This is a genomic window from Aurantiacibacter xanthus (assembly GCF_003584015.1).
Classification (GTDB): Bacteria; Pseudomonadota; Alphaproteobacteria; order Sphingomonadales; family Sphingomonadaceae; genus Alteraurantiacibacter; species Alteraurantiacibacter xanthus.
On the sequence record NZ_QXFM01000140.1, the window covers coordinates 93110 to 119265 of the forward strand.

The 26156-nt window shown below is 61.5% G+C and carries 19 protein-coding genes; 12 read left to right on the forward strand and 7 right to left on the reverse strand.

Going from position 1 to position 26156, the window contains the following annotated elements; genetic code table 11:
* Positions 1 to 15 precede the first annotated feature (15 nt).
* From D2V17_RS18625 to D2V17_RS18640, 4 genes are read right to left on the reverse strand one after another with little or no spacing between them, the layout of a single operon-like run.
* Entirely contained in the window at positions 16 to 294 is a 279-nt protein-coding gene (locus D2V17_RS18625) for a DUF3325 domain-containing protein (RefSeq protein ID WP_119594656.1), read from the reverse strand.
* A complete protein-coding gene (locus D2V17_RS18630) occupies positions 291 to 1844 on the reverse strand; it encodes a PepSY-associated TM helix domain-containing protein (RefSeq protein ID WP_119594657.1) in 1554 nt (517 codons plus the stop codon). The genes D2V17_RS18625 and D2V17_RS18630 overlap by 4 nt, the downstream gene beginning before the upstream one ends.
* Positions 1841 to 2149: a hypothetical protein gene (locus tag D2V17_RS18635; protein WP_119594658.1), complete on the reverse strand. Its 309-nt coding sequence runs from the start codon at positions 2147 to 2149 to the stop codon at positions 1841 to 1843. Before D2V17_RS18635 ends, D2V17_RS18630 begins: the two co-directional genes overlap by 4 nt.
* A 20-nt stretch (positions 2150 to 2169) precedes the next feature.
* Entirely contained in the window at positions 2170 to 4296 is a 2127-nt protein-coding gene (locus tag D2V17_RS18640) for a TonB-dependent siderophore receptor (protein WP_245978810.1), read from the reverse strand.
* A 273-nt stretch (positions 4297 to 4569) separates the two neighbouring features.
* On the opposite strand from D2V17_RS18640, the gene D2V17_RS18645 reads away from it, so the two are divergent.
* The 4 genes from D2V17_RS18645 (at position 4570) to D2V17_RS18660 (ending at position 11330) form a co-directional block, all read left to right on the forward strand.
* The gene (locus D2V17_RS18645) at positions 4570 to 6789 is read left to right on the forward strand and encodes a TonB-dependent siderophore receptor (RefSeq protein ID WP_119594660.1); all 2220 of its coding nucleotides are present in this window, start codon (positions 4570 to 4572) and stop codon (positions 6787 to 6789) included.
* A 28-nt stretch (positions 6790 to 6817) separates the two neighbouring features.
* On the forward strand, positions 6818 to 8149 hold the full coding sequence (locus tag D2V17_RS18650) for a PepSY-associated TM helix domain-containing protein (RefSeq protein WP_191229296.1): 1332 nt from the start codon (positions 6818 to 6820) through the stop codon (positions 8147 to 8149).
* A 494-nt stretch (positions 8150 to 8643) separates the two neighbouring features.
* Positions 8644 to 10152, forward strand: a complete 1509-nt coding sequence (locus D2V17_RS18655; RefSeq protein WP_281270613.1) for an aldehyde dehydrogenase family protein — start codon at positions 8644 to 8646, stop codon at positions 10150 to 10152.
* Between the two features lie 83 nt (positions 10153 to 10235).
* Entirely contained in the window at positions 10236 to 11330 is a 1095-nt protein-coding gene (locus D2V17_RS18660; protein WP_119594722.1) for a Zn-dependent alcohol dehydrogenase, read from the forward strand.
* Between the two features lie 87 nt (positions 11331 to 11417).
* On the opposite strand, the gene D2V17_RS18665 is transcribed toward D2V17_RS18660, so the two are convergent.
* Complete coding sequence (locus D2V17_RS18665; RefSeq protein WP_119594663.1) at positions 11418 to 12461, reverse strand: aromatic ring-hydroxylating oxygenase subunit alpha; 1044 nt, start codon at positions 12459 to 12461, stop codon at positions 11418 to 11420.
* Between the two features lie 409 nt (positions 12462 to 12870).
* Here D2V17_RS18665 and D2V17_RS18670 point away from each other — a divergent pair, with 409 nt between their 5' ends.
* The 3 genes from D2V17_RS18670 to D2V17_RS18680 are packed head-to-tail and all read left to right on the forward strand — an operon-like array spanning position 12871 to position 15736.
* Positions 12871 to 14007, forward strand: a complete 1137-nt coding sequence (locus D2V17_RS18670) for an acyl-CoA dehydrogenase family protein (RefSeq protein WP_119594664.1) — start codon at positions 12871 to 12873, stop codon at positions 14005 to 14007.
* Positions 14008 to 14034: 27 nt separating this feature from the next.
* Positions 14035 to 14781 (forward strand): electron transfer flavoprotein subunit beta/FixA family protein, encoded by a 747-nt coding sequence (locus D2V17_RS18675; protein ID WP_119594665.1) that lies wholly within the window; start codon positions 14035 to 14037, stop codon positions 14779 to 14781.
* A gap of 25 nt (positions 14782 to 14806) precedes the next feature.
* Complete coding sequence (locus tag D2V17_RS18680) at positions 14807 to 15736, forward strand: electron transfer flavoprotein subunit alpha/FixB family protein (RefSeq protein WP_119594723.1); 930 nt, start codon at positions 14807 to 14809, stop codon at positions 15734 to 15736.
* Positions 15737 to 15918: 182 nt separating this feature from the next.
* Here D2V17_RS18680 and D2V17_RS18685 read toward each other — a convergent pair whose 3' ends face one another.
* Entirely contained in the window at positions 15919 to 16695 is a 777-nt protein-coding gene (locus tag D2V17_RS18685) for an SDR family NAD(P)-dependent oxidoreductase (protein WP_119594666.1), read from the reverse strand.
* A gap of 26 nt (positions 16696 to 16721) precedes the next feature.
* Positions 16722 to 18911: a TonB-dependent receptor gene (locus tag D2V17_RS18690; protein ID WP_245978811.1), complete on the reverse strand. Its 2190-nt coding sequence runs from the start codon at positions 18909 to 18911 to the stop codon at positions 16722 to 16724.
* Positions 18912 to 19259: 348 nt separating this feature from the next.
* Here D2V17_RS18690 and D2V17_RS18695 point away from each other — a divergent pair, with 348 nt between their 5' ends.
* From D2V17_RS18695 to D2V17_RS18715, 5 genes are all read left to right on the forward strand, one after another.
* Positions 19260 to 20573, forward strand: coding sequence for a Rieske 2Fe-2S domain-containing protein (locus D2V17_RS18695; protein WP_220474162.1), 1314 nt, complete (start codon positions 19260 to 19262; stop codon positions 20571 to 20573).
* Positions 20574 to 20645: 72 nt separating this feature from the next.
* Positions 20646 to 21617 carry a PDR/VanB family oxidoreductase gene (locus D2V17_RS18700; protein WP_245978812.1) on the forward strand — a complete coding sequence of 324 codons (972 nt, stop codon included), beginning with the start codon at positions 20646 to 20648 and terminating at the stop codon, positions 21615 to 21617.
* Positions 21618 to 21682: 65 nt separating this feature from the next.
* Positions 21683 to 23032 (forward strand): MFS transporter, encoded by a 1350-nt coding sequence (locus tag D2V17_RS18705; protein ID WP_245978813.1) that lies wholly within the window; start codon positions 21683 to 21685, stop codon positions 23030 to 23032.
* Entirely contained in the window at positions 23029 to 24687 is a 1659-nt protein-coding gene (locus tag D2V17_RS18710; protein WP_119594669.1) for a GMC family oxidoreductase, read from the forward strand. The genes D2V17_RS18705 and D2V17_RS18710 overlap by 4 nt, the downstream gene beginning before the upstream one ends.
* Positions 24684 to 26153 carry an aldehyde dehydrogenase family protein gene (locus D2V17_RS18715; protein WP_119594670.1) on the forward strand — a complete coding sequence of 490 codons (1470 nt, stop codon included), beginning with the start codon at positions 24684 to 24686 and terminating at the stop codon, positions 26151 to 26153. The genes D2V17_RS18710 and D2V17_RS18715 overlap by 4 nt, the downstream gene beginning before the upstream one ends.
* Positions 26154 to 26156 lie beyond the last annotated feature (3 nt).

Genomic DNA, 26156 nt, shown 5'->3' on the forward strand with positions numbered 1-26156 from the left:
GAAGCGCGTCTCGGGTTACGACTTGAGGCGCGCATGCCAGCACAGCGCCGCCACCACGATCCAGGCTGCAACCGACATGTAACCGAACCAGGCGACCGCCCCGTAACCAGCGCCGAAAGCCGCCATTGCGACGGCAAGGCTCGCCGCGATGGCAAGCGCCCCGGCAGACCTCGTCAGGTGCCGTTCCTTATCGGTAAGGGCTCGCCCGATCACCTCGCGCTGGTGCCGCTTCATCGCCAGCGCCAGTGCGGCAAAGCCAACCAGTGACAGGACAATCGCAAGCAGGTGAATCATGCCGGTGTCCTTTCAGGCGTCCGGTAGGTCTTTCGCGCCGAGGTCGAACGCTTCGCACCGCTGGCCTTGCGCGCGGCAAAGCCGAAGCCCGCCGCCAGCAGCAGCATGACGATGTCGAACCCGACATAGGCCCAGTCGCCTGCCATCAGGCTGGCGAGCAGGCCGCGCGATGTCGTCAGCGCATCGACCGGCACAATCGCGAGGAACAACGCCGCCGTTATGCCCAGCGTTTCGACCCACGCGCGGCGGACCGGTCGGATCGCTCCCCACAGCCCGATTGCAGACCAGGCCAGGAACATGGAGTTGATCTCCCAATCGGCACGCTGCTCCATGCCGAGCGGCAACAAACGGTTGGCGAGGAAATAGGTGGCTATACCCGCGCCAAGCCCGGCGATGGCGGCGATGTTGAGCCGCTCGACCAGACGGAAGCCGAAGTGCGGGCGCTGCGGATCGGGCAGGCGCGTGCGGCGCTTGGCGGTCCACATTACCAGCCCGCTGCCAACCATGATCGTGCCGCCGAGACCGGAGATGAAGTAGAGCCAGCGCAGGCCCCAATCCGCAAACCGGCCAGCGTGGAGACCGATCATCACACTTTCGGTTTCCAGCGCGGGGCCCTTGGCCTGTGCGGGCTGCACCAGTTGCCCGCTCGCGCCATCAAAGCGCAGCACTTCGCCCCTGACGCCGATGGCATCTTCTGATGAGCTTTTGAGTGTTACGCTGGCCGAGCTGTCGCCCGGATTGGTGATAGTGACCGATCCGGGCATCGCGCCATCCCAGTGGGCGGCAGCCTGCCGCATCATCGCATCGACCGGCGCCAACGGCGTCTTTTCACCCGTTCGCGGAACTTCCGGCGCCGATGAGAACAGGCTTTCAAAGAAGGTCTGCGGCGCGGTGTAGTTGGCGGCGATGCCCCAGGGCATATACATGGTCGCCAGTGTCACGAGCCCGGTGAAAGTAATCATCAGGTGGAATGGCAGGGCCAGTACCGCCGTCACGTTATGCGCGTCGAGCCAGCTTCTCTGGCCCTTGCCGAACCGCAGCGTGAAAAAGTCGGCAAAGATCTTCTTGTGCGTGATGACGCCCGACAGGATCGCGACCAGCATGAACATCGCCGCAAGCCCCACCAGATAGCGCGCCCAAATCACCGGCATGTAATGCAGATCGAAATGGAACCGGTAGAGGAAGTAGCCGCCGCTCGTCTCCCGCGCGGAGACTTCCTTGCCATCGGGAGCCAGAATCGCGCTGCTGTAGGTCTTGCCCTCCTCCTCGGACGGGCTCCAGAACAGCTGGGTTGTTGCGCTGCGGCTGTTGGGCAGCGTGATGATCCAGCTATCGGCATCGGGCGCGGTCTGCCCGAGATAGTCCACCGCCTGTTCCGCCGCCGTCAACGGATCGCTGCTGCCGACGATCTCGGGCTGCATCCAGCGGGTGATCTCGCTCTCGAAATAGGCTGCGGTGCCGGTGGCGAAGACCGCGAACAGCAGCCATCCGAACAGCAGCCCGGCCCAGGTATGCAGCAAGGCCATCGACTGACGCAGACTATCCTTCACAGCCGGCCTCCCAGCACGATCGACAGCCATAAGGTGCCTGCCATGACGCCGCCCGCTACGAGCATCCACAACCACAGCGCCCGCACCGAGCGCACGGCGAAAGCGATCAGGGCGATCACCGCGAGCAACGCGAATGACAACAGTGTCGCCGTAAGGGTCGCCTCCGCCGTGGGCATTGGCAGCAGGCGCGCAAGGCAGGCCGTTGCCAGCGAGGTGAGCAGATAGTTCGCCGGTATCGCTGCAACAACGCGCGCCGCGATGCCCCAGCCGTTGCCCGTCCTGGCTTTGACCGCCTTGCTTGCCATCGTCAGTTCACCACCGTCGATCAGAACTGGTAGCGCAATGTGAAGGTGACATTGCGCGGCTCACCGTAAGCGAGCTGACTGTAGAACCCGATCTGCGAATAGTAGGTCTTGTCGAGCAGGTTCTCGACGTTGAGTTGAGCCGAGAGACCGTTATCGAACTGATAGCGGGTCATCAGGTTGACGAGCGCATGACTCTCGATCTCCAGCCGCTCGTCGAGCCCCGTCACCGGATTGATGGTGGCGGTATAGCTCGTGTCCTCCCAGTTGACGCCGCCGCCAAGCATCAGGCCGTCGAGCGCGCCGCCGAACTGATAGGTGGTGAACACGCGCAGCAGCTTTTGCGGATAGAGCGTGTTGATGCGCTGGTCGTTGGCGTCTTCCGCCGTGAACTGGGTGTAGTTGGCGGCAACCGACCAGCCGGGCAGGATCTCACCATTGGCCTCGACCTCGAAGCCGGTGCTGGTCGCGCCCTTGGCGGCATAATAGGCCTGAGCGGGCGGGGTGGTGCCCGGCACGATCTGGCCCACGTCGGGCTGAGCCAGGTTCTCCTGCTTGATGTGGAACACCGACAAAGCCGTGTTCAGCGTGCCGTTGAAGAAGCTGCTCTTGAGACCGGCTTCGAAGTTCTCGCCAGTTACGGCCGGCAAAAAGTCGCCATTACGGTCGCGGTTGCTCTGCGGATTGAAGATCTTGGTGTAGCTCGCATAGACCGTGTGGTGTGGAACGATATCGTAGAGCACGCCGGCGTAAGGCAGGAAGCGATTGTCGTCCCCGAAATCGACAGTCGCGCCATAGCTCAGCCCCTTGCGCTCCCAGCTCGACAGACGCCCGCCACCGATCACCTTCAGGGAATCGCTCAGCGACAGACGCGTGACGGCGAAATAGCCCCACTGCTTCGTGGTCAGGTCAACGGCCTGTGAGAACGCACCCCAGGCAGGTTCAGGATAGGAGCCATCCCAGGCGTTGAAATCGCCGACTGGCGGCAGCGCACCGGAGGGAGAGGTCTGCGATTCGAAATCCTGGCTGGCATAGCTCGCCCCGAAGACGAGATCGTGCGTCCGGCCGAACAGACCATAGGTGCCGCTGGCACGGAAGCCGACGTCAATTTGCGAGCGCTCGGTATCGGCGCGGTAAGCGGATGACCCCATGCCAAGGCCGGTCGCCTCGTCGGGTTGGCCGGAAAGATAAAGCAGCCGCAGGTCGCCATTGTTGACCGCATGCGAACCGTAAAGCTCGACCGACCATGACGATCCGATGTCCTGTGTCAGGTTGGCGAAATAGGTCTCGTTGGTCGATGCCCAGCTGCTCCAGTCGGTGCCTACGGTCTTCGAGCGCGACCAGTCGGTGCGCGATCCGTCGGCGTGCCAGACAGGCAGGCCGCCCCACAGCGTGCCGCGCGGATCGTTATCCTGATAGCTCGCGCCGAAGCTGAGCTTGGTGTCTGGCGTGAGGTCAGCATCGATCACACCATAGAGCACCAGCTTCTTGTCGTGCAGCAGGTCGACGTAGCTGTCGTTCTCGGCATATTTGGCGACGGCGCGGGCCCGGACCGAGCCGTCGGCCGTGATCGGGCTGCTGATGTCGCCCATCACCGAATAGGCATCCCAACGCCCGGCGCTGGCCCAGATGGTGCCGGTCAGCCGGTCGCTGTCGGCATGCTTGCGCACCAGATTGATCGAAGCCGACGGTTCGCCCGCGCCGGTCAGCAGACCGGTGGCCCCGCGCACGATCTCAACGCGGTCGTAGATCGCGATGTCGAGCAGCGTTTCGCCAGCGGAATCGCCTGCGCCCCATTGCAGCGGCACACCGTCGATCTGGTAGTTGTTGATGCCGAAGCCGCGGGCCGAGAACCCGTTGCGGGCGCTGTCGTAGGCACGGGCCGAAACACCGGCGGCGTTGTTCACCACGTCCGACAGGGTACGGATCGCCTGATCCTCCATCCGTTGTGCGGTCATCACGGTGACCGACTGGGGGGTCTCCTGGATCGAAAGGCCAAGCCCCGTGGCAGAATCGATATTCGCGTCAGTGGTGTAGGAGCCGGTGACGATAATGTCGGCGCTTTCGTCAGAACCGGCGCGTTCGTCACTCGCCTGCGCTACAGCGGGGGAGGCCAAGGCGATAGCGCCAAGCGCTGCCGAAATTGCCAAAGTCTGCAAACTCGAAGCGGAAAATAGTGCTGTGCGAATAGCCAAAATAGCCCCCATCTGGTGAAATTAATAATGCGAATGAGTCGCATTTGAGGGTCGGTTAGAGGGGGCTACGCATGATGTCAACGATAGCCTTCGCAGCAACCGTTTGCCGCCGGCTTGGGCGGATGCGCAGCCGAAACGGCCGCAGGTCTGCTAGAGAAATCGAATATGAGCGATCATTGCTATTGCGAGTGATTGGCGTTAGTGGCGAGCCATCAACTGAGGGATCCCATGAAACTCGCCCATATTGCACCGCTTCTCGCGACCGTCGCCGTACCCGCACTTGCTCAGGAACAGGCACAGGCGGATCGGCAGGTCTCTTCCAACGATGTCATCATCGTCACCGGCACGCCGCAGGAGCGCTATGATGTCAATGCGGTCGATCAACTTACCGGGATTGCGCTGGAATTCCTCGAACTCCCGCGGGTGGTAGAGACGATCCCCGAACAGATCCTGCTCGACCAGAAGGTCACCGAACTCGATGAAGCGCTGCGCAACGTGCCGGGAGTCAGCCTCGGCGATGGCTTCGGCGGCAGCAACAATGACTTCTTCATTCGCGGTTTCCGCCGCAACACCGTCTATCGCGACGGGCTGCGCACAGCCTCCAACTTCCGCGTCAATACGACCAATCTGGCGGCGGTCCGTGTGATCAAGGGGCCCGCTTCGATCACCTATGGGCAGGTCGAGCCGGGCGGACTGGTCGACATCGTAACCAAGAAGCCGCTCGACGATCAGCGCATCTATGCCGAGGCCCGGCTTGGCTCTTACGACAGCAGCCTGTTGCTGCTCGACTGGTCGCAGCCGCTGGGCGACAAGGTGGCAGTACGCATCAACGCCGCCAGCGAGCGGTCCGATTCCTTCCGCGACCTGTTTGATATCCGCCGCGACACGGTCTCGCTGACCGGTCGCTACGACATCACAAACCGCACCCGGCTCAACCTGTCCTACGAATATCGCGACGAGTTCCGCACCTTCGACCGGGGCACCATCACAGTGCCGACCGCACAGGGGCGCGAAATCGTCAATCGCTTGCTCGACATCCCGATCTCGCGGCGCTTCGGCGAGGCTTACGAGAAGTTCGACACGCAGGTGCAATTCGCCACCGCCGACCTGACGCATGAGTTCAGCAACCAGTGGAGTATCCGTGTTGCAGGTGCTTGGGAGCACTCGGACTCCGACGACCTCCAGTCGCGCCCGGCATCCGTGCTCGTCCTTGGCGCTGATGCCCCGATCCAGAATGGCTTCCTCACCGGACGCCCCATACCCAAGCAATTCTTCGGCGACCCTACCGATCAGGTCTTTCTCGTGCGCCGCACCGATGGAAGCCGGGATTACGATCAGACGTCCTGGTATGCCAACGCGCAGATCAATGGCGAATTCATGACGGGCGCGCTGAACCATCGCGTGGCGCTGGGAGGCAACTGGCGTTCGTACAGTTCGACCCGCTATTTCGCGGCGACGCCCCTCACCAACGGCGTGCCTGTCGCCGATGGCGGTGGCGGACCGCTGTTCGACGTGCAGATCCCGGTTTACGGTACGCTGCCCACGCAGATTTCCATCGACGGACTCGACCCGATTATCGACGATACCCGCGATTACGGCTTTTTCCTCAACGACTACATCGACCTCACCAACAGGCTCTCGCTGCTGCTCGGCGGGCGGTTCGATTTCGCCGATGTCGACGGCAATGGCCCGGCCGAAATGGTGAGCGCCTTCTCACCGCAGGCCGCGCTGACCTACAGGCTGGTCGACAATGTCTCCGCCTTCGTCAGCTATGCCGAAGCGTTCCAGCCCAATACGGCTTTCATGCTCGATCTCGGCGGAATGCCGTCGACCAGCAAGCTGTTCGATCCTGAGGATTCCACCCAATACGAGGGGGGGCTCAAGGCTCAGCTGTTCGACCGCAAGCTCAACCTTCAGGCCTCGGCCTACAAGATCAAGAAGACCAACGTGCTCTCGGTGGTCGATGGTGTGCCGCAGCTGACCGACGGGCAGGATTCCAAGGGCTTCGAGATCAGCGCCAATGGTCAGCCGCTGCCCGGCCTCAATGTCGTGGCCGGCTATGGCTATACCGACGCCGAAATCCTGACTGGCGCGGACGCCGGCAATCGACCGCGCAATGTGGCCGAGCACACGTTCAACTTCTGGATGAGCTACGAGCAGAAGGCCGGCACGCTGCGCGGCCTCGGGGCGGGGGCAGGTGCGTTCTACATGTCCGACCGCTATGGCGACGATGCTAACAGCTGGCATCTGGGCAGCTACACGCTGGTGGACGGGTCTGTCTGGTACAATCTGCCGTTCGGCCTGTTCCAGCGCAGCAACAATGTCCGCCTGCAGCTCTCGGTGAAGAACATTCTCGACGAAGAATACTATCCGGCGAGCGGCGGCGATCTGCGTGTCAGCATCGGCGCGCCGCGCACGGTCTTCGGGTCGGTCGCTGTGACCTTCTGAGGTGCTTGCGAGAACCAGCGCCAAGCCTGTGTCCCGCAAGCCGCCGGGGGTGCGCCGCTGGTTTGAGTGGCACAGCTGGGTTGGCGTCGTCACCGGGCTGCTGCTGTTCATCATCTGCTGGAGCGGCACCTTCGCGACAATATCCAACGAACTGGACTGGCTGACCACGCCTGCCATGCGGGTGAGTGCCGGCGAGACGGCGCCGCCGGACGTGATCGACATTCATGATGCAGTGGCAAGGGCAATGCCCGATGCCACCATCATTAATGTCTGGGCCCCTGACCGGGCGCACTTCGCAGCACTGGTTCATGCGACGATGCCCGATGGCCAGATGCGCCATGTCTATGTCGACCCGGCGTCACTGGAGGTGACCGGCAGTACCTCGGCGCTTACCACTCAGCGGTTCTTCCGCGATCTGCATATGGATTTCTTCGGGCTGCTTGGCTGGGGCAAGTTCGCTGTCTGCATCTTCGCGATTCCGCTGCTGATCTCGGCACTGACCCCGCTGCTGTTCTACAAGCGCTGGTGGCGACGCTTTTTCGACCTGCGCACCGACAAGGGTCCCAAGGTGTTCTGGAGCAGCCTGCACAAGGTGACCGGACTATGGAGTCTGTGGTTTGCGCTGGTGATCGGTATTACCGGCACCTGGTATCTGGTCGAAGAAACCCGGCTGAAGGCAATCGACGGCAAGTTCGCGCTGGTGGACTCCTATCCGTTGGCGGTGCATCAGCTAGCGGAGTTGAACTGCGAAGACAGCGAAGAGCTGCCCTTCGAAAAGCTCATCGCCGCTGCTCAGCGCCATGCTCCCGGCCTCAAAATCACGGGGGCGAGCGCCGATCGCGCAGGCTATTTCTACGTCGAGGGCCAGACCGACGCGTTGCTGGTGCGAGATCGAGCGAACAAGATGTTTCTCGATCCGGCAACGGGCAAGGTAGTCTATTATCAGACCGCCGCCGACCTCAGCCCCTACTGGCGCTGGACCCACATGGCCGATCCCATTCACTTCGGGACATGGGGCGGGCTGACGACAAAGATCCTCTGGTGCCTGTCCGGACTGGCGTTATCAGGTCTGTCGCTTACCGGCGGATGGCTTCACCTGCAACGCCTGCTGAACAAGAGACCGGGCATGCGGTGGCGGGGCACAGCTCTTGCCGCTGGCACAGGCATCGCGATCACGCTCTATTGTCTTGCGGTGGCGGTTGTTGCAGCCTTTACAGCCGGTCCGCCGCAAGGCGCGGCATGGCCCGGCGTGACGCTGGGCACCGCAGTGATTGGTGCGATCTGGTTTGCCTCGACCTTCGGTGTCGGCCTTAGCTGGATATATTGCCTTCGTCCTCGCTCATTACAGAGGCGAAGGTAGGATCGCTTTAGGACGGGCGGCTCAGATCTGCTCTTGCATACAGAAGGCGAATACCGCGATGGACCGTCATCGTCGTGTTCAAACAATCGGCACGGATCACCAGCACCGACTTTATTGCCCCTTTTCGCCTATTGGAAATTGGCTGTGCTATTCATTTTTGGATAGCGGATGCAGCCGATCAGCGAATTTTCTGGCTGAAGTCAGCCGTTCTCGGGTGCACGCCATGCAAATGGCCCCTCCATTAAATCGTTTGCTCCTCTGCCAGCCCCAGATTACGTATACGACATACGCACGGTGGAAGATGCGTGACCGAGGAGAGGATACCACGGCTGCTTGTGATGGGCGCAAATGCTCTTTCTGACCGCAGCGTAGTGGCGCAAATGATCCTCCTCAGCGCTCCCAAACCGACGTTACCAGGCGCTTTCCGTAAGGAAAGATCGCTGAACGAGTACGAAGTTGCCCAAAAGAGATGCAAGCAAGGTTGAGGAAGATCGATGAACGCAGCAACAATTGCGCATGGTGCGCTGCATGGAGACGCAGGGCATGAGGTCAGACTGCCGCCAGCCCGGATGCTTATCGGCGGTGAATGGGTCGAAAGCGCAAACGGGCGGAGCATCGATGTCGAAGATCCTGCCACCACCCGGGTGTTCACCAGTGTGCCCGATGGCTCCGTCGAGGATGTCGACCGTGCGGTAAAGGCCGCGCGGCGGGCTTTCGAGGCCAGGAGCTGGGCGCGCATGCGTCCGCTGGATCGCGGCAAGATCATCGAAAACATTGCCCGCAAGATCGAAGAAAATGCTCAGGAACTGGCCCTTCTCGAAAGCTACGACAACGGCAAGACGGTGCACCATGCGCTGGCTGTCGATGTGCCGGCGGCGGTCGATATCTTTCGCTACATGGCGGGGTGGACCTCCAAGATCGGTGGGCAGGTCAACCCGATTTCGGGCGATGGTCAGCAGTATCACAGCTATTCCGTGCGTGAGCCGGTCGGCGTGGTGGGCCAGATCGTTCCGTGGAACTATCCGCTGGCAATGGCCGCATGGAAGATTGCACCGGCGCTGGCTGCGGGCTGCACCATCGTCCTCAAGCCCTCCGAACTCACACCGCTGACTGCACTGCGGCTGGCTGAACTGGCGCTGGAGGCGGGACTGCCCGAGGGCGTTCTCAATGTTGTGACCGGCTATGGGCAGGCAGCGGGCCAAGCGCTGGTCGAACATCCCGGCATCGACAAGATCGCTTTCACGGGATCGACCCGCGTGGGCAAGCAGATCGTGCGCACGGCGGCCGAGGATCTCAAACGCGTGACGCTGGAACTCGGCGGCAAGTCACCCTCGCTGATCTTCGCAGATGCGGACCTTGAAAAGGCGACGCTGGGGGCTGCACTCGCCATCTTCTTCAACTCGGGGCAGGTTTGCCTCGCGGCGTCGCGGCTGTTCGTCGAGCGCAAGGTCTATGACGAGGTGGTGGAAGGCATCGCCAAGGCGGCGCAGAGCTTCAAGCTTGGCCATGGCCGCGACCCGGAGACCATGCTCGGCCCGCTGGTGTCGCGCCAGCAGCAAAGCCGCGTGCTCGACTATATCGAACAGGGCCGCAACTGCGGCGCAGAAGTCGTGACGGGCGGCGGCACCGGCGGGAAGGACGGCTATTTCGTCGAACCGACGATCTTCGCCAATCCTTCGCCTGAAGCCAGCATCGTGCGTGAAGAGATCTTTGGCCCGGTGCTGGTCGCCACGCCTTTCGACGATATCGACGAAGTGGTGAAGGCGGCAAACGACACGCGCTATGGCCTTGCCGCCAACATCTGGACTCGAGACCTGTCGCGCGCTCATCTGACGGCCCGCAGGCTTGAGGCAGGCGTGGTCTGGATCAACACCCACGGCATGAACGACCCTTCGGCGCCGTTCGGCGGGGTCAAGGAATCGGGCTGGGGCCGCGAAGTCGGTGAAGAAGGCCTGCTCCACTACACCGAAACCAAGACCGTCACCGCCCTTTTGGACGAGTGATCCCGGTGCTGGCGCGCGGCGGGGACATTACCCCGTCGCACCGGCAGTGAATTTTCCGCGTCAAGGCGCGTATGGAGGACAGCATGAAAGCAGCCATTCTCAACAATCTCGATGGTACGTTCCAGATCGAGGAAATCGAGATCGACGAGCCACGCGATCACGAGGTTCTGGTGGAAGTGAAGGCATCGGGCCTCTGCCATTCGGATCTGCATTTTGCCGAAACCGATTTTGGCGTGCCGCTTCCTGCCGTGCTGGGGCACGAATTGGCAGGTGTGGTGATTGCCGTAGGCCCCGAGGTGCGCGAGTTCGCGATTGGCGACCATGTCGTGGGTTCGCTGATCCAGTTCTGCGGCCACTGCAAGGCGTGTCAGGGCGGTCGCACCTGGCAATGCACGCAGCCGGAGCAGACCCTGCGTACCGATGAGGCCGAGCATCCGCGCCTGTGCAGCCACGGCGCGCCGGTCACCCAGGTCTTCGGTACGGGGGCGTTCGCGGAAAAGGCGCTGGTGCATGAAAACCAGCTGGCCAAGGTGCCCAGGGAACTGCCCTTCGCACAGGCCTCGCTGCTCGGGTGCGGCACAATCACCGGGGCCGGTGCTGCGATCAACACCGCCTCCGTCCGTCCCGGCGACACGGTCGCCGTGATCGGCATCGGAGGCGTGGGGCTCAACGTCATCTCAGGGGCAAAGCTGGCGGGTGCTGGCCGTATTGTCGCGGTCGACATGCAGTCCAAGAAGGAGGAACTTGCCCGCAAATTCGGGGCGACCGACTTTGTCGATGCATCAGCTGGCAACAGCGTCGAAGCGGTCCGCGAACTGATCTCCGGCGGCGTCGACCACGTGTTCGAGGTCGTCGGCACCAAGGCTACTTCGCAGCAGGCAATCCAGATGGCGCGCAAGGGAGGCGGCGCCTATCTGATCGGCGTCCACGCCCCGACAGAGACGATCGAGGTCAACGTCACGGTGGATCTCCTGACCAACCAGGTCGATGTTCGCGGCGTCTACATGGGCTCGACCAATATCAAGCATGACATTCCGATGTATGCCGAGCTTTACCTGCAGGGTAAGCTCAATCTCGACGATCTGATCTCGCGCGAGATTGCCATCGACGAGATCAACGATGCCTATGCCGAGCTGAAGGGTGGTGCGATCGCGCGCAGCGTGATCACGTCGTTCTGAGGCTTTTGTATACAGTTAGGCAAAAGAAAGGAGCGGTGCTGCGGCATCGCTCCTTCTTTCGTTCAGGTTCGGGGAAAATATGCCCGATCAGGCGGCGATGTTCTGATCGTTTTCAGCTTCGTACATCGCGCTCAACAGGCGGCGTGCCTGGTTGACGGCACCGTCGCTGGCAATGCCCACGAAATTGCGTTCGGGCTCATCGTCGATACGCTGCTGCTGCAGCTCCAGCGTTTCCTCGTCCTCGGTAATCGTGTCGAAGAACTGATCGAACAGAGTCTCGGGCACGCCGGTCGCCGGATCGGCAGTGGTGCAGATGGTCCAGAGATAGTGGCTGGTCGTTTCGGTCTCAGGCGTGATGAAATGGTTGTTTGCCAGCACGAAACCGTTGTCGCGCCTGCCTTCATAGGCCCCCGTGCCGGCATCGCATCCACCGGCATTGACCCGCAGGCACATGCCGCGCCCAGGCTGGAAGCGGACCTCTTGCCAGCGATCGACCCGGCCCTTGAAGCCGCCGGCATCGATATAGGAACGCGGCGGAACCGAGTTCGGCATCTTGCGCAGCAGTTCGACACGTTTGCCGTCAAATTCGACCTTGGTGTCGGCACCGTAGTGCTGTTCCGGATTACCACCGATCGTGCCAGCGTGGATGTAGGGCACGTGCGTCAGATCCATGATGTTATCGACGATCAGTTGCCAGTCGGCCTTCACGGGGAAGTTGTTCGGGCGCCAGGTCCACTGTGGATCGTTGTGTTCGGGATTGTCGATAATCTGCTCGGGATCGGCCAGTTCGGCATCGCCCATCCAGATCCAAATCAGATGATCCTTCTCGACCACCGGGTAGCTGCGGACATTGGCGGCGGGCGGAATGCGCTGCTGATTGGGGATGCGCGCGCATTTGCCGTCGGCCTCGAACTCGACGCCGTGATAGGCGCAGCGAATGCGGCAGCCTGCGACGTGACCAGCGCTAAGCGGCATGGCGCGATGGCTGCAACGATCTTCGAGCGCAGCAATCGCGCCCTCTTCGGTGCGGAACAGCACCACCGGCTTGTTAAGGAACTTGCGCGCAAGCGTCTTGCCGGCTTCGATCTCGGCAGCGAAGGCGGCAACATACCAGGTGTTCTTGATGAACATGTCTCTCTCCAGAAAATTCTCGCCGATTGGTGCGGCCGTGTTCTGCTCTGTATTTTCAGTATGGTGGATGGGTGCGGGCAAGCCAATTCCAATAGAATAATGCCATTAGATTTCCGGGATCGAGAGAGCCGAAAATTCACGCACATAGCCGCCGCCGAGCCGGATTGGCGCAAGGAGGCAACCTTCGAATGGCGTTACCGAAATCGAATGCGCCTGTGTCGTCGCCAATAAAATAACACTAATTCAATATTATATCATGAACTCATCGGCCACATCGGTCCCGACACCCTTAGGTTTGGGCCCAATCTGACCATTCCGCCATCACGATTTAAACGATGGGCACTTGCAATGGTAGGACCATTATGCTTCTTCAGGATGGAAGGCGATCAAGCTACCTGAAAGGCACATCATGGATTTTGAACTTCCCGACGAAATCAGGGACTTCTGCGAGGCGACCCGGAGCATTGTAAACGACCTGCTGCCGCTGGAGCGCGACTTCGTTGAAACGGGGGTCGTGCCGCCTATCGTCCGCCAGACGCTGATCGAGAACGGCTATTTCGGCATGGCCTTGCCAGAGGAATATGGCGGACTCGGTCTCGGCGCGCTGGCACAGGCGGCGGTGCAGATCGAACTTGCCCGCCTACCACCGCAGTTCTGGACCGAGATCCGCCCGTTGATGGGGCCGGGCGCGAAGAACATCGCCTATCACTGTACCGAGGCGCAGAAGGAACTGCTGATCCCCGGCATGACGACGGGCGAAATTCCGGTGGCCTTTGCGCTCACCGAGCCGGGATCGGGGTCCGATCCGGGCTCGATGCGCACCACTGCCACCCGCAACGCCGATGGCTGGGTGATCAACGGTTCGAAGACCTATATTTCGAACGGCAAGAACGCCAAGTACGTCACGGTTTATGCCTATACAGACAAGAGTGCAGGGCCGCGCGGCGGCATTTCAGCCTTCCTGATGCCAGCTGACACGCCCGGCTTTGCGGTCACCGGTGTGATCGAACTGATGGGGACATCGCCCGCCGTCTACGAACTCACATTCGACGAATGTCAGGTCGGTCCCGACGCGCTTATCGGTGAAGAAGGCAAGGGTTTCCACTATGCGCTGGAATGCCTGAACGAGGGTCGCATGAACGTGGGTGCCACTGCGGTGGGCATGGGCGAGTACGCGCTCGAACTCGCCACGGAGGAGGCCAAGGTGCGCCCGGCTTTCGGCAGTGTCATTGCCGATTTCCAGGCCATCCGCCACTACCTTGCGGGGATGGCAACCGACATGCGTGCGGCGCGCCTGATCCTGCTCGATGCGGCCTGGCGCTACGATCAGGGCGAGAAGCGCCGCGAGCTGGCCTCGATGGCGAAACTGTTTGCAACCGAGGCGGGCAGCCGCACGGTCGACACGGCGCTGCAGATCTATGGCGGCGCAGGCTATTGCAAGGGCTACGCGATCGAGCGGCTTTACCGCGATATTCGTATCACGCGCATTTATGAGGGGTCTTCCGAAATTCAGAAGAACACCATTGCGCGCGAGCTGCTCCGCTAATCCCGCCAACATGGAGAGTCTGGAATCATGAAAGCCCTGGTGCCCGTGAAGCGGGTAATTGACTATAATGTGAAGCCTCGCGTGAAGGCAGACGGGTCGGGCGTCGACCTTGCCAACGTGAAGATGAGCATGAACCCGTTCGATGAGATCGCGGTGGAAGAGGCGGTTCGGTTGAAGGAAGCCGGCCAGATCGACGAGATCGTGGTCGTTTCCATCGGCCCGGCAAAGGCGCAGGAGACGTTGCGCGCAGCGCTGGCGATGGGCGCGGACAGCGCGCTGCTGATCGAGACCGAAGAGGCGATAGAGCCGCTGGCGGTTGCGAAGATGCTCAAGGCCGTGTCCGGAGAGGTCGAGCCCGGCCTGATCATCCTTGGCAAGCAGGCGATCGACGACGACAGCAACCAGACCGGACAGATGCTGGCCGGGCTGATGAATCTGCCGCAGGGCACCTTCGCCAGCAAGGTCGAACTTGAGGGCGACCATGTGCGCGTTACGCGCGAGGTCGATGGCGGGCTGGAGACCGTGCGGCTGTCAACGCCTGCTATCATCACCACCGACCTGCGCCTCAACGAGCCGCGTTACGCATCGCTTCCCAACATCATGAAGGCGAAGAAGAAGCCGCTCGAGATCAAGACTCCCGCCGATTACGGCGTCGACATCGCACCGCGCCTCAAGACGCTGAACGTGTCCGAACCGCCGGTCCGGCAGGCTGGCGTGAAGGTCGCAGATGTCGATGAACTGATTGCCAGGCTGAAGGCCATGGGCGTCGCTTGAGAACAGGCGTGGGAAGGAAGAAATGATGAAGACACTTGTTTATGTCGCTCACGACAATGTGCATCTGGGCGACGCGACGCTGGCCACGGTAACCGCAGCCTCGAAGCTGGGTGAGGTTCACCTGCTGGTTGCGGGCGCCGGCTGTGGTGCAGTCGCCGAAGCCGCGAGCAGGATCGCGGGTATCGGCAAGGTTCATGTCGCGGACGATGCTGCCTGCGAACACCAGCTGGCGGAGAATATTGCGCCGCTGATTGCAGGGCTGATGACGGATCATGATGCGGTGCTGTTCCCCGCCACCACCACGGGCAAGAACATTGCCCCGCGTGTGGCCGCACTGCTCGACGTGATGCAGATATCCGATATCCTGTCGGTCGAGGGCGAGAGGACGTTCACCCGCCCGATCTATGCAGGCAATGCCATTGCCACGGTCGAGAGCAGCGATGCCAAGCTCGTCATCACGGTGCGCGGTACTGCCTTTGACAAAGCCGAAGCCGAAGGTGGAGCCGCCGAGATCGCGGCGGTCGCCTCCACCGACGATGCGGGTAAGTCCAGCTTTGTGTCTGCGGAACTCGCCAAGAGTGAACGTCCGGAACTCACCAGTGCGAAGATCATCGTCTCAGGGGGGCGCGCGCTCAAGGACAGCGCCACTTTCGAGAACATCGTCATGCCGCTGGCCGACAAGCTCGGCGCAGGCGTGGGCGCCTCACGCGCGGCGGTGGACGCAGGCTATGTCCCGAACGACTATCAGGTCGGCCAGACAGGCAAGATCGTCGCCCCGGAAGTGTACATTGCCATCGGCATCAGCGGCGCGATCCAGCACCTTGCCGGGATGAAGGATTCCAAGACCATCATCGCCATCAACAAGGACGAGGACGCGCCCATCTTCCAGGTTGCCGACATCGGTCTCGTCGCAGACCTCTACCAGGCCGTGCCGGAACTGACCGCCGCACTATGATCCAGTGAGAATGCGCTTGGCCCCGCCACGTCGGTGAGGACGTGGCGGGGTCTTATTATTGGCCGAGTGCGCGTGGCGGCCTCCTGAAATACCAAAAGGCAGGCACAAGGTGGATTATCAGCCCGCCCCAGAACGCTTCACGGATCGCTCCCGAAGGCGGCGTTAGAACTCAACGAACCTTATCAGCGAACATAGAGCCCGCCGTTCATATCGAGCGTCGCGCCCACGAAAAAGCCGCCACGGTCGGATGCTAGCAGCGCCGCAGCAGCTGCAATTTCGCTGACTTCCATGAAACGTCCGACCGGCACCTTGCCTTCGACCATGGCGATCTGTTCGTCCGACAGACGTGCCTTGGCGGTGGCAATGGGGCCCGGCGAAATCGCGTTCACCGTGACGCCCTTGTCAGCCAGCAACTGTGCAAAGTACTTCGTCAGCATGATCGCTCCGGCCTTGGACGAAGCATAATGCGGTGATGCCACCGTGCCGCCGTTCTGGCCCGCCAATGAGGTGATGTTGACGATCCGGCCATAGCCGTTTTCCGCCATGTGATCCTTGAAAACCTGGCAGCTCAGAAACACGCTGCGCATGTTGATGGCCACGATTTCATCGAACTCATCGGGCGTGATGTCGTCCACGGGCGTGCGCTTGGCGTAGCCCGCATTGTTGACCACGATATCGACCTTGCCCCATTTTGCGATCACCGCATCGCGTCCGGCGATGAAATCATCTTTGCTGCGGACATCGAGTGAAACGACCATCGCGGTATCGCCCGAGGGATCGAGTGACCTGGCGACGGTCTGAGCCGCCGCCAGGTCGATATCGCAGATCGCAACATGCCCGCCGCCGGCATGGATTTCGCGGCAGATAGCTTCGCCGACGCCTTTGGCGCCGCCGGTGATCATTGCGGTCCGTCCTTCGAAAGAGAAGGAGCCGGGTTCGGGTAGTTTGGTAAGGGTCATGTTGCCATCCAGTTGCGCCCAAGGGCTCAGAATTTATAGCCCAGTGTCACGCCATAGCTGCGCGGGGTGTTGGTGAAGATTTTCCAGTATCGGCTCTGGCCGTTCGGCACGACGAGGAACGCCGTGATGTCGTCGGCATGCATTATCTGGTAGTTATTGGTGAGGTTCTTGCCCCACAGGCCCAGATTCCATCGGCCATCGGCACTTTCATAATTCAGACGCGCGTTGAGTGTGCGCCCGCGCGTGTCGTCATAGAGGTTCTGCCAGGTCGAAAGATCGTTCGCATCGTCGGTCGAGATGCGCGACGAATAGTTGAACTCGACCTGCGGGGTGAGAATGGCACCATCGGGCAGGTAGGCATCATATTTCACGCGAGCCAGAAACGAGTGCCTCGGGGCATATTTTGCCGGATTGCCCGAATAGTCGACATCGACCAGTGGATCGTAGAGCGAGGTATATTCGCCATCGAGGTAGGTGTAGTTGAAGGTCAGCAGTAGACCGTCGAGCGGACGCAGCTTCGATTCAAGCTCCATGCCCTGCATTTTCAGCGTGCCGTTGAACGTATGGGCAACGCCTCCTGCGCCAGAGAAGTTCTGCAGGTCCTTGGTCTGCTGGTCGAACAGCGCGATATTGAGATCGAGCATGTTGTCGAACAGGCGCGTCTTGGCACCGATCTCGAAGTTACGCGCCTTCTCCGGGTCGAGCGGGATGGTGGGGTTCAGATAGGCATTGTCGACGAAGCCGCCCGATTTGAAGCCCTTGGCGTAGGTCGCATAAAGGTTCACGCCATCGACCGGCTCGTACTTGATGGTGAAGCGAGGGGTGAACGCATCCCAGCTCTGGCCACCGGAGGCATCCACTTCACCCGGAAAGCCAAGGCCCGGAATGCCGGTGGGATCGGTGGTTGAGAAAGCGCGATAGTCGATCGACTTCTTGTCCTTGGTGTAGCGCCCGCCTGCGACCACAGAGAGGCGGTCGGTAACCTCGAAAGTCAGTTCACCGAAGATGGCATAGGAACGAACCTGACCGTCCTGCACACGGGTGATGTTGGAGACGTCCGGATTGGTGGGAATTCTGCCGTCGAACACACTTCCGGGCAGCGGACTGTAATAGAAGGTGTTTGTCGTCGAGACATCCGCGTTCAGATAGTAGGCACCCACGACATAGGACAGACGATTGGGCGCAGAGGCAAAGCGAATCTCCTGCGTGAAGCTGCGATTCCTCACATCCTGACGGCGATCGAAGACCGGAACCACCGTGCCCACCGGAATATCGTCGTTGATCGCGTGGCTGTCATTCATGCGATAGCCGGTAATCGCCGTCAGTGTGCCGCCAAACAGGTCAAGATCACCGCGCAGATAGCCGCCCCGCAAACGCTGGCGATAGGGCGAGGGGGCGTAGTCGTTGTTGGTCCACTCGTCGTTGGTAAAGTCGCCAAATGAGGCGGGCACGACCTGATCGCCGCCGATGCCGAGCTGGATCGAACCGGCATTGCCTGTGGTGTAGGAATAGTCGCCCGCGAGCACGATCTCCAGCGTGTCGGTCGGCCTGAACAGCAGCTTGCCCCGCATGGCGTAGCCGTCGGTCTCGCCATAGTTGCCAGGCTGGTTGGGGGTCTTGATCAGCCCTTCGGAACTCTCGGTCGAAAAGGCGAAGCGGGCTGCGAGCTTATCTTCGATCACAGTGGTGTTGACCATGCCCTCGGTACGGAAGTAGCCGCCGTTTCCGGCAGTCACCTGCATCGAAAACTCGTCGTCGAACTTGGGATTGTTGGTCACCACCGCGATGGCGCCACCCACCACGTTGCGGCCGAAAAGCGTGCCCTGCGGACCGCGCAGGACCTCGACGCGCTCCACGTCATAAAAGTTGGCGTTCAGGTCATTGTTGAAGACGTAATAGATGTCGTCCTGAAAGTAGGCGACGGGCGTGTCCAGCGTGGCGGTGCGGAAGGTCGAGACATTGCCGCGGATCGACAGGATCGAGAGGGACTTGTCAGAGGTGTTGACGGTGATGCCGGGAAGTTCGGTCGTCAGCGCGGAGGGGCTGAATACCTGCTGCTGGGTCAGTTCGCCGCCACTGAAAGCCGCGATCGAGAAAGGCACTTCGCGTACGGTCGATTCGCGACGCTGTGCCGTGACGATGATATCCTGGCTTTCGTTGCGGCGAGCAGAGGAAGCAGCAGGGGTAGCCTGCCCCTGATTAGTATCTCCGACCAAATCCGATGACGTCGGTGCGTTGCCATCCTGTGCAACAGCCGGGGCGGCACAGCATACAGCAATGACAGTAAGCGACGTAAATGTCTGGAAAATATGTCTCATTTCTAGATGTCTCTCCCTAGGACCTTGTGGCCCGCGTTGTTATCGAGCGCAGAAAGAGCGACGAACGGGAAGAATATCAATAGCTTCATCCCGTTTTTTGAATGGTACAACCATAATCCGATTGGGGACCGGCGGACTGACGATCTAGCTCGGGAATGGAAATGGCGTTCGGATCTCCGGGCAGACATGAGGGCCGGCAGGAAGTCGGGCCCGCACTGACGACAAAACAAAAACTACGAGGATGAGATGCAGACCAAGGACAGTGAAGATCTAACTCGCGTGGGCCCCGGCACCGTTATGGGCACCTTCATGCGTCAGTACTGGATTCCGGCGTGTCTTTCGTCGGAATTGGTGGCTGATGGTGATCCGGTCCGGCTGATGCTTCTGTGCGAGAAACTGATCGCTTTCCGCGACAGCGAGGGCCGGGTGGGAATCATGGACCATCGTTGTCCGCATCGCTGCGCCTCGCTGTTCATCGGCCGCAACGAGGAAAGCGGTATTCGTTGTGTCTATCACGGCTGGAAGTTCGACGTGAACGGCAACTGCGTCGACATGCCCTCGGTTCCGGCCCGCATGGATTTCAAGGAGCGGGTCCACGCCAAGGCCTACAAGACCTATGAGGCGAACGGACTCGTCTGGGTCTACATGGGCGCCGATCAGGACAGCCCCCCGCCGCACCCGCAGATCGAGGCTGCTATGCATCCCGATGCGGAAATCTGGTGCCTGCAGCGCGACTGCAACTGGCTCCAGGCACTGGAAGGGGACCTCGACACCAGCCACGTCGGCTTCCTGCATGTCGGTTCGCTGAAGCCGGAGGACCTCGACGAGGATCACCCGATGCGTCCAACCGTTCTCAACCGTGCGCCGGAGTATGAGGTGCGGCAGTCCGACTGGGGGGTAATGTACGGCGGCTATCGCCCCAATGACGATGGGCAGATGTCGTGGCGCGTGGCCCATTACATGTTCCCGTTCTGGACGCAGACGCCCAACAATCGTTTCGCAACCCGCGCAATCGCCCGCGCCTGGGTGCCGATGGACGACGAGCATTCGATGCTGTTCGACATCACCTGTGGAAGCGATGCTGGGAACCCGGCCTATACCTCAACCCTGAAAGACGGGACGCCGCTGTTCGAGAAAATCAGCTACGCGCCCAACAACACCGATTGGTACGGACGCTGGCGCTCGACCGACAGCGAGGCGAATGACTGGGCGATCGACCGGGATTCCCAACGCAACGGCACCCAGTTCACCGGCATCCCGAACATCACCATGCAGGATCAGGCCGTGACCGAAAGCATGGGGCCGATCACCGACCATAGCTTCGAGAACCTGGCACCAACCGATCAGATGATCGCCCGCGTCCGTCGTCGTGCTCTCATGGCCGCGCGCGCTCTGGTCGAAGGAACGGCTCCTGCGCCTGGGGCGAACGAACCTGAGGTCTTCTACAATGCGCGTGCAGGCTCTTTCCTGCACGATCCTGAGGACAGCCTTGCCGGCGCCTATGAAACCGCGCTCAGCACGGCAATGCGTTGGGGCAAGGAAGTCGAGGCGGCCGAGTAACGCGCTCGTTTCCAGGGAAGAGCAACCCCTGACAGTGGTGGCATATAGTACGCAGGCGTGGGCGACGTGGTCATGATCGACGACACGCCTGCGTACAGCCAAGGAAGTATGATGAAAGCAAGAATCACGACAATTGAACGTGAGGCCGATGGGATCAATTCCTATTTCCTGGCCTCTCTGGACGGGCAGGAAATGCCGCCCTTTGAACCGGGCGCGCACGTCGATGTCGAGCTCAGACCCGGACTGACCCGCAGCTACTCGCTGGTCAATGACCCCAAGGAGCGCGGCTATTACGAAATCGCGGTCCACCACGCGATCAACAGCCGTGGCGGGTCGCGCCATATCCACGAGATGTGGAACGTGGGCGAGGTGGTCGAGATCTCGGCACCGAAAAACAATTTCCCGATGAACGAAGATGCCGCCCACACGGTGCTTATAGCCGGGGGCATTGGCGTCACTCCGATGCTGCCGATGATCGCCCGGCTGGAAGAACTGGGGAGGAGCTGGGAGCTGCACTACGTGGCGGGAACGCCTGAACGTGCCGCCTATGTCGACAGGCTATCCGCTTACCCGAACGCGCGGGTCGTCTTCGATGGGATCGAGGGCGGTGTGAGGCTCGACCTTGCGAAGCTGTGCGCAAGCGCGCCCGGCGATGCGCATCTCTACTGCTGCGGGCCGGGCGGAATGCTTGATGATTTCGTTGCTCTCAACAAGGGGCGCCCGGCCGATAACGTCCATATCGAATATTTCAGCGCAGAGACCGAGGTCGCGACCGATGGTGGCTACTCGCTGGAACTCACCCGCAGCGGCAAGACGATACAGGTGGCAAAGGGCGAGACGATGCTGGATGCGCTGCTGACGGCGGGCGTCGATATCGGCTTTGCCTGTTCCGAAGGCGTGTGCGGCACCTGTCAGGTCGCAGTGCTGGAAGGCGTGCCCGATCATCGCGACCACTTTCTGACCGATGAAGAGAAGGCTGCGAACAGATCGGTGATGGTCTGCTGTTCCGGCTCATGCTCGCCCAGGTTGGTACTCGACATCTAAAGCACCGCAATCCCGGTTTTACAGAGCCGCTCAGCGGCCGGCCGGTTCAACCTAAGGAGAGGGTTTTGGCAGTTACGCTGAGCAGCAATCAGCAGGGCGGATTTCTCGATGCCCTGCCGCTGTCCTATTACCAGATATGGTCGGTGCTGATGATCGCGGCGACCGTCGTGCTCGACGGGCTGGATAACCAGATGCTGGGCCTTGCCGCACCGTCGCTGCTCGCTGAATGGAGCATCAGTCGCGATACCCTGGGCATGGTTTTTGCGCTGGGCTTCGTCGGCATGGCGATCGGCACGATAGTATCCGGCGTGATCGGTGATTTGTTCGGCAGGCGCGGGGCCCTGCTGATGGGCGTCGGCATTTTCGGTGTTGCAACGCTCCTCACCGGTCTTTCGACAGCCCTGTGGCAAGTTGCGTTGCTCAAGTTTCTTGCAGGGGTCGGGCTTGGCGGTGTTCCGGGGACTGCTTCGGCCATGATCGCCGAGTTCACACCCGCGCGCTGGCGCAGCCAGGCGGTGACCTTCGGCGTGGTTTGCGTTTCGATTGGCGGCGTGCTCGGCGGCCTTGCGGCGGCGTTGATCCTGCCGACGCTTGGCTGGCGCTGGCTGTTCTATCTCGGCGGCGGAATCACGATGGCCTTTGTCGCCTATCTCTGGTCCGTCCTGCCGGAATCGCCGCAATACCTGCTCGACCGCCGACACAGACGGGCCGAATTCGAGAAGGTGATGACGCGCATCGGGCATCCCGATCCAGCAGGGGTCGTTCCGCACGGCACACACGGCGAGGCCGAGAAGCTTCCTTTCTCCACCCTGTTTGGCGCAGCGCACCGTCGTGACACGCTGGCGCTGGCGCTCGCCATGTTCTCGGGCATGTTCATGATCTATCTCATGTTCAATTGGGCACCCACCATGCTGACGAGCAGCGGCTATGACCTTCAGGCAGCCAGCCTTGGACTGACCAGCTTCAACATGGGCGGGGTGATCGGTGCGATGCTGGCGTCGTTTGCGATTATCAGGCTGGGTTCGCGCATCACGCTGGTGGCGATGGCGACCGTGGGCACATTGGTTTGCGGGGTATTGGCGGTGCTGCCGATGACAGACGGGGGTAATGAAACGGCGATGCTGGGCCTGCTGGTGGCAATGGGGCTGTTTGCCAGTGCCGCGCAGTCGGCGATGTTCGCGGTAGGCGCACACGCATTTCCCACCGGTGTCCGGGCGCGTGGTCTTGGCACAATGGGCGTTGCCGGCCGTGCCGGTGCCATCGTCAGCGCGGTCGCGGGGGCATGGCTGATCGGCGGCGGTCCGCAGACATTTTTCGGCGCGCTGGCCGGGCTGATGCTTGTCAACGCGGTCGGATTCCTGGTGGTGCGCAGCCATATTCCGCGACTTGTGCGCAAACAGGAGGTGCCCGCATGACGCGCTCCTTCGACTATATCGTCATAGGCTCCGGTTCGGCCGGTAGCGTGCTGGCCAACCGCCTGTCCGCCGATCCGGCAATCTCCGTTGCGCTGATCGAGGCGGGGCCTTCGGACCGCAAGTGGCCTGTCAACATCAAGACCATCATGCCGGTCGGCAATATCTTCCTGATCCCGCACGCACGTTACAACTGGCAGCAACAATTGAGCGGGGGCAAGTCGATCGATGGCCGCGTCATCGGTTTTCCTCGTGGCAAGCTGTTTGGCGGCTGCAGCGCCATCAACGGCGGCGTCTACATTCGCGGGCAGGAAGAGGACTACGCCGGTTGGGTCCAGGCCGGAAATCGCGGCTGGGGCTGGGAAGACGTGCTTCCGGTGTTCAAGCGGCTCGAAAACTACCACGGGCCGGACAAGCCATGGCACGGCAAGGGCGCTGAGCTGGATGTCGAGAAGCCGGCCTCATTCAACCCGATCACCGCTGCAATCCTCGATGCCGCCGAACAGGCTGGCCATCACCGCAATGATGACTTTGCCGGCGCGCGCAAGGATGGTTTTGGCCGCTATGACCTGAACCAGAGGCGTGGCACGCGTCTTTCGGCGGCGCGCGCCTTCCTGCATCCGGCAATGGGGCGAGCGAACCTCACCGTGTTTGAGGAAACGCTGGTCCGACGGATACTCATCGAAGATGGCCGCGCCACCGGTGTCGAGATCGAGCGCGAAGGCAGGCGCGAAGTCCTGAACGCGGATGGCGAAGTTCTGGTCAGTGCCGGCACCACCAACTCGCCACATTTGCTTATGCTGTCCGGTATCGGCGATCGCGACGTGCTTGCCGCGGTAAACCTCGAGACGGTGCACGAGCTTCCAGGCGTGGGCGCTCATCTGGAAGATCATCCCACCGTCCATATCGCGGTCGAAAATCCCAGTGGCGAATCCTATGCCAATTCGCGCGCTGCCCTGCCGCGCAATGCGCTGGCCCCGTTCCAGTATCTGCTCAAGCGCGAGGGCATGTTTGCTTCGAACGTCGCGGAATGCGGCGGCTTCGTCTGCACCGATGGCAGCGGCCGGCCCGATATCCAGATGACCTTCCTCGTCGGGCTGAAGGGCAATGCGCGTGTCGTACCCAGCGATCATGGCTTCATGGCGCTGATCCAGCTGCTTCGGCCCAACAGCCAGGGTCGCGTGCGGCTGGCCAGCAACCGGCCTGAGGACAAGCCGATCATCGAACCCAATTTCTTCGACGATCCGCGCGATATGGCGACCTTGATCGCAGGCTTTCGCGAGGCACGCCGCATTTTCGGCCAGCCTGCTTTGGCGGCGATGCGTGGCAATGAGATCGAGCCGGGGGCCGAACATGTCAGCGACGAGGATTTGGACAAGGCGCTGCGCAGGATCGTCAACACCGCCTACCACCCGACGGGTACTTGCAAGATGGGACCGCCAACAGATCCGCTTGCCGTCGTCGATGAGCGGCTGCGGGTGCACGGGGTGAAGGGGCTGCGGGTGATCGATGCCTCGGTCATGCCGTCGATTGTCAGCGGGAATACCAGCGCGCCCACCATGATGATCGCCCAACGTGCCGCCGATTTCATTCTCGAAGAGCGCAAGGTGCAAGGGGCCGCAAGGGCTCGCGGCGCAGAAACGGAGCTTCATTCATGAACGCAAATACGGTTATCGCCACGCGATATCAGGACATGCTGATCGGCGGGAAACGCGTACCCGCCACTTCGGGGCAGCGGTTCGAAACACGCAATCCGGCGACCGGCGAACTGCTCGCCGAGGTCGCCCAAGGCGGGAGAGAGGATGTCGACCACGCGGTCAGGGTAGCGCGTGAAGCTCTGAGCGGCCCCTGGAGCCGCATGAAGCCCGCCAAACGGCAGGCTATCATGCTGCGCCTTGCCGACCTCGTCGAAGAGAACTGGGACGAGCTTGCGATGCTCGATACGCTCGACCTGGGCGCGCCGCTTTCGCGCACCCGGCTGGGCAAGGTGCGTGCGGCGGGACTGCTGCGATATTACGCCGGGCAGGCCACCCTGATCGCTGGAGAAACACTGCCCAATTCCGTGCCGGGCGATGTTCTCAGCCACACGCTGAAGGAGCCGATCGGTGTGGTCGCGGCGATCAATCCGTGGAACGGTCCGATCGGCATGTCGGTGTGGAAGTCCGGCCCGGTTCTGGCGACCGGCTGCACGCTGGTGATGAAGCCCGCCGAACAGACGCCGCTGTCGGCCTTGCGCTTTGCCGAGTTGTGTCTTGAGGCGGGCGTTCCCGATGGGGTTATCAACGTGCTCACCGGCTTGGGCGATGCAGGTGCCATGCTTTCCGCTCATCCCGACGTCGACAAGATCGCCTTTACCGGATCGACCGGCGTTGGTCAGAAGATCATCGAAGCCGCTGCGCCGACGATGAAGCGCGTGACCGTAGAGTTGGGTGGCAAGTCGCCGAATATCGTCTTTGCCGATGCCAATCTTGCCAAGGCCGTGCCGGCTGCCGCAAACGCCGTCTTTGCCAATGCAGGCCAGATCTGCAGCGCGGGCACGCGGCTGTTCGTACAGTCCTCAATCCATGATGAATTCATGGAACGCCTCGTCGAACACAGTCGCAGCATCCGGGTGGGCGATCCGCTCGACCCCGACACGCAGATCGGCCCCGTCGTTTCACAGGCGCAGATGGAGCGCATTCTCGCCTTCATCGAGGGTGCTGAGGGCGAGGGCGCAAGGCCGCTCTTGGGTGGCGCGCGAAAGGCAGGCGATGGATTTGACGCGGGCTATTTCATCGAGCCCACGATCTTCGGCAATGTCACCGACACGATGACCATCGCGCGGGAAGAAATCTTCGGCCCGGTCCTGTCGGCCTTTTCCTTCGACACTATCGACGAGGTTCTGGCCCGCGCCAATGCCACCAGCTTTGGCCTTGGCAGCGGCGTGTGGACGCGCGATCTTGCCACGGCGCACCGCATGGCGCGCGGGATCAAGGCAGGTTCGGTCTGGGTCAACTGCTACCAGATGCTTGATCCGGGCGTGCCATTCGGCGGCTACAAGATGAGCGGTTTCGGTCGTGAATCCGGCCCGCACCATGTCGAGGAATATCTGGAAACGAAGGCGGTCTGGATCGATCTCGACTGACCG

Bases quoted from the DNA above. Each gene is read 5' to 3' on its own strand.
- D2V17_RS18700 (WP_245978812.1), top strand. From the start codon at position 20,646: ATGATCGACGACACGCCTGCGTACAGCCAAGGAAGTATGATGAAAGCA.
- D2V17_RS18660 (WP_119594722.1), top strand. From the start codon at position 10,236: ATGAAAGCAGCCATTCTCAACAATCTCGATGGTACGTTCCAGATCGAG.
- D2V17_RS18635 (WP_119594658.1), bottom strand. From the start codon at position 2,149: ATGGCAAGCAAGGCGGTCAAAGCCAGGACGGGCAACGGCTGGGGCATC.
- D2V17_RS18665 (WP_119594663.1), bottom strand. From the start codon at position 12,461: ATGTTCATCAAGAACACCTGGTATGTTGCCGCCTTCGCTGCCGAGATC.
- D2V17_RS18655 (WP_281270613.1), top strand. From the start codon at position 8,644: ATGAACGCAGCAACAATTGCGCATGGTGCGCTGCATGGAGACGCAGGG.
- D2V17_RS18645 (WP_119594660.1), top strand. From the start codon at position 4,570: ATGAAACTCGCCCATATTGCACCGCTTCTCGCGACCGTCGCCGTACCC.
- D2V17_RS18680 (WP_119594723.1), top strand. From the start codon at position 14,807: ATGAAGACACTTGTTTATGTCGCTCACGACAATGTGCATCTGGGCGAC.
- D2V17_RS18625 (WP_119594656.1), bottom strand. From the start codon at position 294: ATGATTCACCTGCTTGCGATTGTCCTGTCACTGGTTGGCTTTGCCGCA.
- D2V17_RS18670 (WP_119594664.1), top strand. From the start codon at position 12,871: ATGGATTTTGAACTTCCCGACGAAATCAGGGACTTCTGCGAGGCGACC.
- D2V17_RS18675 (WP_119594665.1), top strand. From the start codon at position 14,035: ATGAAAGCCCTGGTGCCCGTGAAGCGGGTAATTGACTATAATGTGAAG.
- D2V17_RS18715 (WP_119594670.1), top strand. From the start codon at position 24,684: ATGAACGCAAATACGGTTATCGCCACGCGATATCAGGACATGCTGATC.
- D2V17_RS18685 (WP_119594666.1), bottom strand. From the start codon at position 16,695: ATGACCCTTACCAAACTACCCGAACCCGGCTCCTTCTCTTTCGAAGGA.
- D2V17_RS18710 (WP_119594669.1), top strand. From the start codon at position 23,029: ATGACGCGCTCCTTCGACTATATCGTCATAGGCTCCGGTTCGGCCGGT.
- D2V17_RS18695 (WP_220474162.1), top strand. From the start codon at position 19,260: ATGCAGACCAAGGACAGTGAAGATCTAACTCGCGTGGGCCCCGGCACC.